The organism is Reichenbachiella sp., assembly GCF_033344935.1.
Lineage (GTDB): Bacteria > Bacteroidota > Bacteroidia > Cytophagales > Cyclobacteriaceae > Reichenbachiella.
The window spans coordinates 1,204,496-1,217,552 of sequence record NZ_JAWPMM010000001.1 but is presented as its reverse complement, the minus strand read 5'-3'; the positions used below and the strand labels follow the sequence as shown (position 1 = coordinate 1,217,552).

The 13,057-nt window shown below is 40.7% G+C and carries 12 protein-coding genes; 2 read left to right on the top strand and 10 right to left on the bottom strand.

The genetic code is table 11. From position 1 onward, the window contains the following. Positions 1-9: 9 nt before the first annotated feature. From R8N23_RS05250 to R8N23_RS05225, 6 genes are all read right to left on the bottom strand, one after another. Positions 10-2,058, bottom strand: coding sequence for a M3 family metallopeptidase (locus R8N23_RS05250; RefSeq protein WP_318170515.1), 2,049 nt, complete (start codon positions 2,056-2,058; stop codon positions 10-12). 139 nt (positions 2,059-2,197) lie between these two features. Then, positions 2,198-2,488 carry a DUF1272 domain-containing protein gene (locus tag R8N23_RS05245; protein ID WP_318170514.1) on the bottom strand — a complete coding sequence of 97 codons (291 nt, stop codon included), beginning with the start codon at positions 2,486-2,488 and terminating at the stop codon, positions 2,198-2,200. 5 nt (positions 2,489-2,493) lie between these two features. Continuing rightward, complete coding sequence (locus tag R8N23_RS05240; RefSeq protein WP_318170513.1) at positions 2,494-3,240, bottom strand: YARHG domain-containing protein; 747 nt, start codon at positions 3,238-3,240, stop codon at positions 2,494-2,496. 136 nt (positions 3,241-3,376) lie between these two features. Further along, on the bottom strand, positions 3,377-5,422 hold the full coding sequence (locus tag R8N23_RS05235; protein WP_318170512.1) for a TonB-dependent receptor: 2,046 nt from the start codon (positions 5,420-5,422) through the stop codon (positions 3,377-3,379). Positions 5,423-5,561: 139 nt separating this feature from the next. After that, complete coding sequence (locus R8N23_RS05230) at positions 5,562-6,368, bottom strand: FixH family protein (RefSeq protein ID WP_318170511.1); 807 nt, start codon at positions 6,366-6,368, stop codon at positions 5,562-5,564. A gap of 156 nt (positions 6,369-6,524) precedes the next feature. Next, a complete protein-coding gene (locus tag R8N23_RS05225; protein WP_318170510.1) occupies positions 6,525-6,899 on the bottom strand; it encodes a hypothetical protein in 375 nt (124 codons plus the stop codon). A gap of 113 nt (positions 6,900-7,012) precedes the next feature. On the opposite strand from R8N23_RS05225, the gene R8N23_RS05220 reads away from it, so the two are divergent. Further along, a complete protein-coding gene (locus tag R8N23_RS05220; protein ID WP_318170509.1) occupies positions 7,013-7,510 on the top strand; it encodes a DUF4442 domain-containing protein in 498 nt (165 codons plus the stop codon). A 35-nt stretch (positions 7,511-7,545) separates the two neighbouring features. On the opposite strand, the gene R8N23_RS05215 is transcribed toward R8N23_RS05220, so the two are convergent. The 4 genes from R8N23_RS05215 to prfB all read right to left on the bottom strand — a co-directional run bounded on the left by R8N23_RS05215 (position 7,546) and on the right by prfB (position 12,371). Then, on the bottom strand, positions 7,546-8,967 hold the full coding sequence (locus R8N23_RS05215) for a thrombospondin type 3 repeat-containing protein (protein ID WP_318170508.1): 1,422 nt from the start codon (positions 8,965-8,967) through the stop codon (positions 7,546-7,548). Positions 8,968-9,046: 79 nt separating this feature from the next. Beyond that, positions 9,047-10,378, bottom strand: a complete 1,332-nt coding sequence (locus R8N23_RS05210) for a YihY/virulence factor BrkB family protein (RefSeq protein WP_318170507.1) — start codon at positions 10,376-10,378, stop codon at positions 9,047-9,049. Positions 10,379-10,390: 12 nt separating this feature from the next. After that, entirely contained in the window at positions 10,391-11,278 is an 888-nt protein-coding gene (locus R8N23_RS05205) for a phosphatase (RefSeq protein WP_318170506.1), read from the bottom strand. Then, positions 11,279-12,371, bottom strand: a protein-coding gene (gene prfB / locus R8N23_RS05200) for a peptide chain release factor 2 (RefSeq protein WP_318170505.1) whose coding sequence is annotated in 2 segments (ribosomal slippage) — positions 11,279-12,310 and positions 12,312-12,371 — 1,092 coding nt in all. Because the reading frame shifts where the segments join, the coding sequence is not laid out codon by codon here. It lies immediately after the preceding gene. Positions 12,372-12,534: 163 nt separating this feature from the next. Here prfB and R8N23_RS05195 point away from each other — a divergent pair. Further along, positions 12,535-13,005 carry an STAS/SEC14 domain-containing protein gene (locus tag R8N23_RS05195; protein WP_318170504.1) on the top strand — a complete coding sequence of 157 codons (471 nt, stop codon included), beginning with the start codon at positions 12,535-12,537 and terminating at the stop codon, positions 13,003-13,005. Positions 13,006-13,057 lie beyond the last annotated feature (52 nt).

The window sequence follows — 13,057 nt, the reverse complement described above, 5'->3', positions numbered from 1 at the left end:
CAAACGGAATTACAGTCCCAAGCTCTTCATATAAGCTTCATTGTTTGATGGGCGCCCAAGAAACTCCTCAACAGCTTCAACAATGTCTCTTTGAGAGCCGTTGGCCAAAATCAACTTTCGGTATTTCACCCCAGTGGCTTGATCTTGTAGTCCATTCTTTTCGAATACGCTAAACATGTCCTGCGCATATACATCGGACCACAAATATCCATAATAATACACCGGGTGCGTATTGATATGAATCCAGCTGGCCTGCTTGTGCGTACCTTCCACATAAAAATCCTTTATACCCAGCTCATTATCGATCTTCTTCCAAAGATCATCCGTAGGTATTTTGTTGTTCGGATCATACAGATTGTAGAGGTTGAGATCATACATACAATTCCTTAGTGAGCCGATAGCAGAATATCCTGAAGCGACATTTTTGGCTTTCAACATATTGTCAAAAGTTTCTTTCGGTAGTACCTCTCCAGTTTCATAGTGCTTCGCAAAAGAACTCACTGTTTCATAATCCCAAATCCAGTTTTCGAAAATTTGAGACATCGCCTCAGTAAAATCAGATTTCGAATCGTGCTGAAGTGAATACTCTCCAGTATAGGCCATCTGGTCCATGATGTGACCAAACTCGTGAAACAATGTACTCAATTCGTTGTGACTCAATAGCGATGGAAGGGTCTCTGTAGGCCTGGTGAAATTGCCTAATAACATGGCTTCAGGCACTTCATAACCTTTAGGCTTTTGCTTTCCGCTCACAAGCGGCACACAGTAAAACCAAGTCTCTTTGTTTGGCCGTGGATAAAGATCCAGATAAAAACGTCCTTTTAGATTGCCCGCCTCAAAGACCTCATACATCTCTACTTCTTCGTGCCATACGCTGCCATTTTCTACCTTTTTGAATTCATAATTCAGTAAGTTCTGGTATACAGCAAACATACCTTTGAGACATTCGTCCATAGGCAAATAGTTTCTGATTTCTTCGGGGTCTACATTGTATTCGTTTTTCAGTATTTCATTTTTGTAATAAGACATATCCCAACTGTCCAAAGCCTCATCGGCTCCATTGCTATACGTGGCTCTTGCTTGATCCAGTTCTTTGAGATCCGAAATCGCTTTGCCCTTACTTGCCTCCACTAAACCATTCACGAAGTCCCATACATTGGTTGGATTCTTGGCCATTTTGGGCACGAGATTGTAATCGGCGTAAGTATCATAACCCATCAATTGTGCGAGCTCATATCTTTTCTGTACCAGTTCATCAAGAATAGCCAGGTTGCTGTCGGCCGCTCGGTTGTTAAACTTGACGTAGTAATTCTTCCTTGTCATTTCTCTGGAAGCATTTTTCATCACAGGCCCGTTGGTGGCATTGATTACTGGTATTTCATACCTGCCTTCACCTATGGCATAGGTTTTTTTGAAATTTTCAGGAAGCCCTTCTGCGCCCACCTCATTCAATACTAATATTTCGTTTGCGGTATTCATATTGGTAGCATATTCCGAGGTCAAGTCATTGATCTCTTCGTTCAATTTTTTATAAGTAGCCAAATCTTCCGCATTCAACCCCACGCCGGACAATTCAAAACCATCAATCAAATCATCTACCAATAGCTTTTTCTTAGGGGACAAACTTGCGTAGTCATCCGTCTCTTTGAAACTGACCATCTTATTGTAAAGGTCCTTATCCGAATACACACTTCTAAACAAGGAATCGATTCTTTTGTAGGTTTCTAAGCCAGTCGCTCTTATCAATGAATCAGGCGAAGTCCAGTACATCAGAAAAGTCTTGTTGGAGGCAGTGGCTGCGCTGTTGCTGATATCATCGAAGGCTTCGAATATATTGGCAAATGTAGGGGTACTTGCCGCCTTGATCTGCTCTACTGCTTGTGCAGACTGATTGATAGTATAGGTGCCATAAGCTTCCACATCAGTGGCAGTAACGTTGGCAAAATCAACGAGTTCGTTGAGCTCGACAACAAAAGGATTGTCGATTGTTTCGGTAGTTTCTGAAGGTTGACAGGCGAATACAACACTAAGAATAGAAAGACAGTATAAAAATTTCATTTTTGGAAATGGTTTGAAGTACATATTTGTTGATCATGCCAAAGGCATCCCATCTGGACAAGACCAACAAGGGCTAAAAAAACAATGTTCGTCAGGCCTCAGGCCTAACTATTCAACAATTTAATACCAAAATAAAAAACTACCTTTCCTCTGGTCGAATATTCTGGTTTTTCTCCATGAGCGGTTGGAAGGCCGCTTGATCTACGGGCTTAAATACCACGTCTTGGCTAGCAGGATGCTTCTGAAGTCCTGCACTTGGTCTGATGGGTCTATTTTCAAAACCTCCGCCACAGTTGGGGCAGACATTGTGCAGTACCTCTTTCACACATTCTGAGCAGAATGTACATTCATAACTACAGATCATGGCTTCTGTGCTATTAGGTGGTAGTGGCTTGTTGCAGTTTTCGCAGGTGGGTCGTAGGGAGAGCATCTATTTTAATTTCGGTTTTTCAATTCTTTTTCTAAAGCTAGAATAGTCTTAATATTCTCCATTTCAACACAAGTCAAGTTTTTATCAACATTATTGCTTGTTCCCTTATACCATCTTTTCATTTTAAAATATTCTGCCATTTCTCCACCTTCTCGAAATATGTATCCGTATCGAGCGAATATCTCATTTCTCATTATTTTCAATTCATAGGCGGAAAAGGCCGCAAGTTCTGAACGGTCAAATACTCTAGTTGATAGCATTCCGTAATTACCCAATTTATTGACATATTCGTGATACGTTCCAAATTCCACTTTATTATGCCTAACATGAATCGCTCCATAAAGCAAATCTTCTTCATCAGTTAAATTGTAAATTTTACTCGAGTTATCGTATACATTAAATGAAACAATACTGTTTCCCATTTCATCGATAAGTTCATTGCCTTTTAAGGTCAGTTCATTGTATGTTTTGAAGTCAGTTAAAATTCCAATGGCTTCTCCAAGCTCATTAACATCCCAGCTACTAGCCTCGGTCTGAATGCACCAATTTTCTCCGGCTTTTAAAACAATTAAACCCCATTCCCATTCTGACCAACCAAACCCATAGCTTCCAACAATATCAGTTGGCCCATTAAATTCCCATGGTGAGAATTTATTTTTTTCAAGATCATCTATCCCGTACAGAATTGTCTCTTGAGCATTTATGGTAGTGGTTACTATCAAGAAAAGGAATAGGACTACATATTTTCTCATTATTAGGTGGTTGTGATTCGTTGCAACGGATAATAACTAACGAATATAAAAATAAAAACCCTTCCAAAGTTTAGAACTTTGGAAGGGTTTAAATGAGATTGAATTGAGAACTTTCCCAACACAGAAAACTTGGGTTTTAAAACCCAACCTTTAGCGAGGCATAAAAATTTCTACCAGGTCGCAATACCCCACCCCAGTCCAGATGCTCTCTGTAGCTTTCGTCCAACACATTCTCTACCCCTAATGAAAGGCCGAGTTTTACCTTTTCCATATCCCAATCCTTGCTGGCTCTCAGGTGGATAAGCTGATAGGCCGGCGTGGCTATCTCTCCGGTATTTTCACTAATCTGATTTTGCGCCATAGACCACTCTCCATCTGCCTGAAGTTTGAACCCTTTGATTTGTCCCACTACCGTCAAATTGTTTTTGAGCGGTGGTATCAGTGGCAAAGGCGTGCCTTCACCATCAGTCGCATAGGTAGCTTTCACCGCATACAACAATTGCAGATGTTTGGAAGCCTGATACAACACTTGAGCATCAAAGCCAGAGAAAGTCACCCCATCTACATTTTCATACACCTTCACCCCCTTGGCTCCTATAGTCATGGCATCCAAAGATTCATCTACATACCCAATGATGTAGTCATTGAACCAATAATGAAAGCCACTTACATTGATTTCGAGTTTTTCTACCGGCTGGTAGTTGATTGAGCCCGTCAGTTGATAAGAACTTTCTTTTTTAATCTCCGGATTGCCTATATAGTCATAGCCATCAAAATTGTTGTACAAGTAGAACCCATACATCTCAGAGACCGATGGCAATCGCTCACCATAGCTACCACCTATTTTCGTAGAAAATGCTGAGGACCAACTATAATTCAAAGAAACACCCGTATTGAGCACAAAATGATTGACTTGAAAATCCTCTTCACCATAGCCAAACACTGCAAATTGGCCTTTGCCCATTTCGCTGTTCATTTGAGTAAAAGCTTGCTCTCCTCTCATACTTATCTCGGTAGTCAATTTTTCAGTGGTCTGCCATTGGTCGGAGACAAATAACCCCACATCCTTTCGATCTACATCTGGCCAAGTCAACATAAACATATCTCGTTCGTTCGGGATGAACATGGTCATTTCGGCATAGGCATTCGTGGCATAGCCATCGAGCTTCGCTTGTATGATGTGATTCCCGCGAACCGCACTGGCCTGTGCATACCCTCCATAAGTTTTAGTTTCGCCAGGCATGTCCATACGGACAGGTATATCCATTCGTTTGGAATCGTCCATCAGGTGATCGACTGTATTAGCGTAGGCCTTAAACTCCACTTCTGTCAACCAGTTCAATGGTTCGAACATCGTATAACTCACCGCTCCAATTTTCGCTTTAGCGAATGCTACATCCATGGGTAAACCGGGGTATCCAATGTCTCGAGCGTCATCGATTAGAAAATCAAAATTGATCAGGTTATTTCCCTTCAATCGATAGGCGCCGCTCAGGGAATAATTCAGCTTCTTATATCCAGAATGATACACTTCGTCACCCTCTCCATCGGTATAGTCTTGATAGTTTCGGTAACTGCCATTCATTCTGATCGCCAGCTTTTCAGTACCATAACTCAGACTAGCCGATTGACTCATTCCATTAGACACGGTTTCATATCTGGAATTTAGACTGCCACTCCATGCTTGGTTGAATCTCGGTCTTTTGAGCTTGAAATCTACAGCACCACCAACAGTGCTACCATGTGCACTTCCCGCTCCGCCTTTTTCAATTACAATACTTTCCAGATTGTTAGGCTCCACATAAGAAGACACCGGGTCCATCTTGTCCGTACAAGCGCCAAACATCCGCATGCCGTCTATAGCCACATTCACTTGTCCGCTACTCAATCCATTAATGGTAGGTTCCCAAGCGTAATTGCCCCGGCGGATCATGCTCATCCCTGGTAGACGAGACAGCACTTCTTCCGTACTATTGAGCGGATTGTTTTTGTAAAAACCATAGGCTGCTGATTCGTCGATATGTCTGGCCTCAGACAGTTCCAGATCATCCAGCCATACTTCCATTCCTATATAGGAATCGCTTTGGATGGAGTCGAGCCAAGCCTGGTGAGAGATTTGAGCATTTGACTGTAAAGCCAATGCACATATCACAACAAGGAACTGAATCGGTTTACTGTTCATTTTTTATTTTTTTCCTAATTGTCATTTCGACCGGTAGGGAGAAATCCAATTCATCTGCTACAGGTGATGAGATTTCTCCTTCGTCGAAATGACAATCAAAAGTTGTTTAGCTAAAGTCTTGAATGGAACTTTAAACTGTTCACAATACGACATCAAATGCGTCCTCAAGAATGATAGTATCCCCATCCTTTACAATCACATTGATTACCCAATCACCCATCATAGTAAAATTGACAGTGCCTTTATAGTGTCCATTGCCTTGATGAGTAGGATTCACATTGTTTGGTGATCCATGACCCATGGCTGGCATTTCTGGTTCTATTTCTATAGTCAAATTCTCCACTGCAGGCCAGCTCATCATCGACTCGCGTTTGTGAATCGTAAACTCAATATCATTACTGTTTACAGCAAAATCAGGATTGTCAATCATAGTAATGAAATAGCTAGTTTCTTCACTGGTTACAGACTTGAGTCTGGTTAGTTCAGGGGCAGTTACAGTCAATGGCAAAGAAACCTCACCCTGAAACTCAGAGTCCATTTCCATGACGGTTACGTCAAGCGTCCAATTTCCTGCGGTAGACGGCATGACAAATACTGTAGCGAATGTTTGCAGCATGTCCATGCTTGCATCATGTTCGTCCGCTTCGAATGGTGCACTATGCATCATGTTCATTTCCGTCATGTCCATCATCGGGGTGATACTCAAATGAGCATTGCTCAGCCACTCTCCAGCATTGGTATAAAGGCCTAAAGAGAAATCGTTATAGCCTACTTCTGGGCTCATTCCTTCTTCCATATACATAACCACTTTGAAATCTGAATCTGGAACTGCAACCGAAGCGATTTCGATCATATTGCTTACGGGATTCATAACTTCATCGTTATCAGAACAGGCTTGAGCAAGTACCAAAACGGCTAATAAAAATATATTGTGTAATGTTTTCATCGTTTGAAATATTGGGCAGTGTGGATACAATTCATCCCACTACACTTATTGAATAATAAATAGTTAATGATATTCTCTATTACAAAGAGAACTTCTTGATTATCCCTATGAACAGGGAATATTAAAAGGGGTATTCGGCTATCTAATCAGACAACCTCAAACGATGGGTGGGTGAAAAATAGAAGCCAAGTATCCTTCGATGACCGCTGGGCTTTCAGGTGTTTTTAGCGTGACAAAATCAGTATTGAAGAAACCGAAAGTGGTTGCCTCATGTACATTCATCAGTTCGATTTTACTCAGTTGCGTCAGCTGTTTGGCCTTGTGCTCCTGACTATCATTCATCTGATTTTTTAGTTTAGTCATCAAAAAACACTTGCCCTGACATTCTAATTCAGGTCGGTTTTGATTTTCACAAAGGTAGGCAGCGATATAATCTCTGTTCATAGCAAAATCCACGACTGTCCAAGTGCACAAGATGGGCTTGTACATCATGACTGAAATGAGCAATATGGAGATTAACCGCAATGGCATGATGCAAATGTAGAGAAGTATCTCTATTGAATTATGATCTGCGTCATAGTTTTAAATGAAATTGGTCGTCAATGACTAAATGATTAGATTCACGAGGCATTAAACAATATCAAATGACATTATCTCCCCTTCAAGCCCGATATAGAAAACGCATGCTCAATGCATGGATATTTCGCACCTTCTTACTTTTCAAAATCCCATTAGGATGGGCTTCTGGTATGAAAGTGATTGAATTGGAACAAGAGCATGCCACTACAACAGTAGCGCACCGCTGGCTCAATCAAAATCCATTTCGATCGATGTACTTTGCCGTGATGGCCATGGCAGCTGAACTTTCTACTGGCGCTATAGCATTAATGGCCATTGAGGGAATCAAACCTGGCATTGCATCCATTATTGTGGGGATGGAAGGAGAATTCGTCAAACGAGCGACTACCAGAGTGAAATTCACTTGTAGCGAAGGAAACCATGTTTTTGAAGCGGTCGAACGTTGTATACAGTCGGGCGAATCAGAGACTGTTAAACTTAGAACTGAAGGTAAAACAGCGGACGGTACTTTGGTCGCTGTTTTTCATTTTACCTGGTCTTTCAAACAAAGAAAAAAAGCTTGAGCCCAATAAATTATCGAACTCAAGCTTCACTATCATTATACTTCCTCTTCAAACAAATCTCCGGTGTAATATTCGATTTGACCCAGCACATCATCAAAAAAGCTTTCGAAGTAATTGAATGCATCTTCTTGAGAGTCATCTTTGAAGATTAAATACAGTATATCCTCTGTGCCATTATATTCAACATCCGCCACTTTGAAGTTATTGATCAATAAATCCAGATCGACTAACTCATTGATTTGAGCATCAGTAGGATCCTGAAGCCCAAACAATGGAGCCAAATCCGAGGCGGTGACAACAGAGAGATGTTCTAAATGAATTCCAGCTGTTAGGGATATAATATCCGTGTCAAAATCAATATCATCATATTGATTATGCGCCAATTCTACATCTACTTCTATTCCATACCCACATCCTTCTTCATTGGACACTTCTAAGTCTAAGGCAAATTTGGTATCCACCGGGCTCTCAATTACAATATGGAAGTTGGATGGTTTTAGGAATATTTCTAAGTCCACTTTTGTCGGTAATGGCACATTCCCTGAACCATATACCACTTCGTTTATGGTTATACCGATTACTTCCGTACCATCAACCGATAAGCTCAAAGCAGCTGAAGTAGGTAAATAATAGGTACTATCGTCAGTAGTAAATGCCTTATCTGTGTAGTTGTCCAATTTTAGGATAGCATTATTGCTTCCTCCTTCTACGGTAGGAAATTTTAATTCGATTTTAGAATTAGAAGCGCTGGTCTCCGTCCAACTACTATCCGATTTATTGAATTCAAACACACCACCAATATCAGCCATGACCAAACGGAAAGATTCATCTTCTTCTCCTGTATCTATAATAGACCCTAGGTTTTCCAATACAGCATCCATCCAGACCTCATCCGGTGTTATTCCATTGCTGAGACCAACCATATCATCTAATACTACACCCATGGCATCGCCATTCTTCAAATTTCTAATACAATTGAATGTGCCATCCAAGGCTGATTGTATGTGTGTTTTGTCCTCAGCTACCGTAGTATCATCACAGGAATCGCCGATACCATCTCCATCAAAGTCAGACTGCTCAGGGTTGGCAATCTCGGGACAATTGTCTAAATAATCCTGAATTCCATCCTCATCACCATCTCCTTCACAAACATCACCGATTCCGTCATTGTTTGCATCCGCCTGATCAGCATTGGCCATAGTAGGACAATTGTCCAAGTCATCTATGACACCATCTTCATCTGTATCAGTTTCGCAGGCATCTCCGATACCGTCACCATCTTCATCTGCCTGATCTGCATTGGCCACATCAGGGCATATATCCACAGCGTTTTCGATACCGTCACCATCATCATCTGGTGGGTCATCTGTATTATCTAATATACATGATTGAAATATAAGCGTTGAGCATAAGACATAGATGCTCCAACGCAGAGTAAATTTTGGAGGTTGCTTCATTGTTCCTTTCTTTAAATACACTGCCGCTGGCTATGTAAATATAACTATTTCAACAATGAATTATACTATAAGAGAGTTTTTAAATGTCCTTGAGTAGTTTATTGCCTTTGGACTTACTTAAATCGGTGTTCAAGAGATTGAGGACTTGTTCGATGGAACCAATGGCTTTAACTTTTGACTTGTGTAGACTTTTATCTCCATCTTCACTGAGCCTCTTAAAAACGAGGTGGATATCAATCTGATTGATATCTAAAGCAGGAAGGTATACGTAATTTGCTCCCTTATCGCTAAGGCTTCTAACCAAGATATCAGCATTGACCAAGCGATTCACTGCATTACTCACGAATCGATGCGGAATTTGTAATTTGATCGACAGTGCTCGTTTTGTCCAAGGCTCTTCGTCCTTTTTGAAGGCCTTTACCACAGTATGAACAATTAATAGAGCAATCTTATTTTTCTCAGCCATACTGAATTTAATGTCAGTTTCGTCTGGAATATACTCGTCCACTTTTTGAATTGCATATGACAATTCACCACCAATGCAGACAATGACCCAGCTCAGTTGGCAAAAGATAAAGAACAAAGGAAGTACGGCTAAACCACCATATACAGCGCCATAGTTACCCATCAGAACAGAGAACGTAATGAACCCTTTTTGTATCAACTGAAACATGGTGCCTGCAATCACTCCTGCAATCAAGCCATTCACCAGTTTGACTTTCGTATTTGGCATAATCACATAGATCATGGTAAACAATAGCCAGATCAATACATAAGGCGATAGCTGCACAAAGAATGCCGCTACCGGTGTCACTAGTGCTTCCATTTCTCCATTTTGGCCGATCACCTGAAGCTGATTCTGAATGAATATGGTTACGCCACTCGAGAGGATTATCAAAATGGGAGATATTACTATTAATGCTAAATAGTCTGTAAACTTACGGATCAGTACCCGAGCTTTTTGTTTACCCCAAATGCTATTGAACACCACTTCAATATTATTCAATAGCTTCATCACGGTGAAGAAGAGTACAACAATCGAAACGCCAATAATCACCCCCCCTTTGGCATTGGCCAACAAATTCTGAGCAAAATCAAAAATGGTTTCTTTCACCACTTCCTGACCAATGAAGATTTTATCTAGCTCTTTCCGAATAAGATTTTCGATACCGAATCCTTTGGCAATCCCAAAAATCATGGCCACAACTGGAACGATCGAGAGGATAGTCAGATAGGTAAGTGCCGAAGCTTGTAGTACAATGTTGTCCTTTTTGAATTCCTTAGCCGTGATGACCAGAATTTTCAAAAGTTTGAGTCTAAAACCTTTCCAACCTTCCGTTTCGGTGGTTTTCCAAATTTCACTTTTGACGAATTCGGCTGCTTCTTTGGTTTTTGATATGATCTTCTTCAAGTCTTTAAGATACTATATCTGTTTATTTAAGACATTCTTATCATAAAGATAACTGATTATACCATCCTTTAACCCCACATCGGGAACCATGATTTTTTTGGCCCCTGCCTTTTTCATAATGGTAATATAGATTTCTGAGGCTGGAATTATCACATCAGCACGGTCTTCATTCAACTGAAGGTTGACTACGCGTTCTTCGTAAGGCATACCTTTGAGAATCTCGAGCTCCTCTTCCAGCTTTTTGAGCCCTATGTATTTGCCTTTTTCCTTATTGGTCAATTCGTAGAGCTTTCGGATGTTTCCTCCGGTTCCAATCGCTATCAAATGTCCTACCTTTCCTTTATGATCCAATATCCATTGGAGCATTTCATCCCAAGTTTCTGCTCTTTCAGAGTGTTTCAATAATCTTACGGTACCCAAGGGGAATGATCTGGAAACCACTTTTTGATCCCCATGATACAGGGTAAGTTCTGTACTACCCCCACCTACATCAATATGCAAATACTGCTCATCGGGCTGGAAGTTTAGGGCGATCACCCGATTGATCAACTCGGCTTCCAAATCACCACTAATGATATTGATATCCAAATCACAAGCTGCCTTGACTGCCTGAACCAGCGCATTGCCGTTCTCTGCTTCTCTCATCGCAGAGGTCGCACACGCATAATATTCGTCCACCTTATACAGGTCGATCATATTCTTGAAAGCCTGCATCAGTTTGACAAACTCGCGAAATTTCTCATCCCCAATTTCATTGTTTTCAAACACATCAGATCCCAACCTAAGTGGGAATCTAATGTATTGAAGTTTTTTGAAGATGGTCACCCCATCGTAGGTGATCGGGCGGTTGATCTGAAGCCTTACGGCATTCGAACCAATGTCGATTGCTGCTAATATCATTTAGTCGGTTTCTTGCCCCTGACCCATTAAAAAAGCTTTGATGTAATCATCCAAATCACCATCCAACACATTCTGCACATCAGTTCGCTCTACACCAGTTCGAGCATCCTTAATCAATTTATAGGGGTGTAATACGTAATTCCTTATTTGACTTCCGAAGTCAATTTTCATTTTGCTACTCTCTATCTCATCGCGCTTCTCGTTGCGTTTATCTACTTCGATTTGATAAAGTCGAGATTTAAGCATTTTCATCGCATGCTCTTTATTGGCCAACTGCGACCGTTCGATCGAACAAACTATCACTATACCTGAAGGCTTATGAGTCAGCTGTACTTTGGTTTCCACCTTGTTTACATTCTGACCACCTGCTCCACCAGATCTGGAAGTTTGCCATTCGATATCTCCCTGGTTGATTTCAATTTCAATGGAATCATCCACTATAGGGTAAACATAGACGGATACAAAAGAAGTATGTCTTCTTCCTCCCGAATCGAAAGGAGAAATTCTTACTAATCTATGAACACCAATTTCTGATTTCAGATATCCGTAGCCAAACTGTCCATCAAATTCAAGAGTGACCGACTTTACACCTGCAGTTTCACCTGCCTGGTAATTCAATTGTTTTACTGAATAGCCGTTTTTTTCTCCCCACATGATATACATCCGCATGAGCATGGAAGCCCAGTCCATACTCTCTGTACCTCCGGCCCCAGGGTTGATTTCCATCACCGCACCCAACTGATCTTCTTCACCACTCAGCATGCGCTTAAATTCAAGTTCTTCAAGAACTCCCATGAATTTTTTATACTCTGCGTCTATCTCAGTCATTTCGACTTCGTCCGCTTCATAAAACTCATACAAAGTCTCTAGATCCTCGCACATTGCATTCACCTTAGCAAAACCATCTGTCCAGATTTTCTTGGCTTTGATTTGCTTGAGCATGGCCTCAGCTTGTTTAGGATCATCCCAAAAATCGGCCTGTGTAGTAATAGATTCTTCCTCTTCTACTTCTTTTACTTTGATATCGTAGTCAAAGATAGCCCCGGAGATCACTCACTCGGGCCTTTGCTTCTTTCAATTGATCTGATGTCATTGAATATGATTTTTTTAAATGGTTGGCAAATTTATCAAACCATTACATTTCCTTTCATCTATTATTGACTTTTTCATTCAGATCATACTAGTTTATCTTTTCCATTTGAACTAATTTTGCGCTCCGCCTTTCTCAGATTTTACAACCAGAAATAATATTTCTTATGAAAACTCTTTTTGAAGCAGAAGACGCCATATTCCAATTTGACGAAGACAACACAACTTTTCAATTTGGATGGAAAGGAACAGTAGGATTGGATTCAATGCAGAAAATTATGCGTATGGCTTCTGAAATTGCTAAAGACCATAAAACTGTACATTGGCTAGTTGATAGAAGGGCTCTTGAAGGATATGACGGTGAATGCCGAATATGGATCAAAAGCGAATTCGTAAATAAAGAAGGCACTGAATTATTGAAGAAAATAGACAAAATAGCTGTACTGGAGTCTGAATCTCCTATCGCTACTATTTCTTCTAATGTCCTCGCCGAAGCTATCAAAAAAGTAAACCCATCTATTGAGTCGAAAGTATTTGATTATACTCAACCAGCTTCAAACTGGCTAGCCGGAATAGTGGTAGAAGAACCTGTAGTGGAAAAGAAATCAAAACTTCGAAAGTTATTTGGAAAGAAGTAAGGCTGCTCAATATGAAAAAAATAGGTGAGGGTTAAAAACCTTACCTATTTTT

Bases quoted from the DNA above. Each gene is read 5' to 3' on its own strand.
- R8N23_RS05250 (WP_318170515.1), bottom strand. From the start codon at position 2,058: ATGAAATTTTTATACTGTCTTTCTATTCTTAGTGTTGTATTCGCCTGT.
- R8N23_RS05245 (WP_318170514.1), bottom strand. From the start codon at position 2,488: ATGCTCTCCCTACGACCCACCTGCGAAAACTGCAACAAGCCACTACCA.
- R8N23_RS05240 (WP_318170513.1), bottom strand. From the start codon at position 3,240: ATGAGAAAATATGTAGTCCTATTCCTTTTCTTGATAGTAACCACTACC.
- R8N23_RS05235 (WP_318170512.1), bottom strand. From the start codon at position 5,422: ATGAACAGTAAACCGATTCAGTTCCTTGTTGTGATATGTGCATTGGCT.
- R8N23_RS05230 (WP_318170511.1), bottom strand. From the start codon at position 6,368: ATGAAAACATTACACAATATATTTTTATTAGCCGTTTTGGTACTTGCT.
- R8N23_RS05225 (WP_318170510.1), bottom strand. From the start codon at position 6,899: ATGCCATTGCGGTTAATCTCCATATTGCTCATTTCAGTCATGATGTAC.
- R8N23_RS05220 (WP_318170509.1), top strand. From the start codon at position 7,013: ATGACATTATCTCCCCTTCAAGCCCGATATAGAAAACGCATGCTCAAT.
- R8N23_RS05215 (WP_318170508.1), bottom strand. From the start codon at position 8,967: ATGAAGCAACCTCCAAAATTTACTCTGCGTTGGAGCATCTATGTCTTA.
- R8N23_RS05205 (WP_318170506.1), bottom strand. From the start codon at position 11,278: ATGATATTAGCAGCAATCGACATTGGTTCGAATGCCGTAAGGCTTCAG.
- R8N23_RS05195 (WP_318170504.1), top strand. From the start codon at position 12,535: ATGAAAACTCTTTTTGAAGCAGAAGACGCCATATTCCAATTTGACGAA.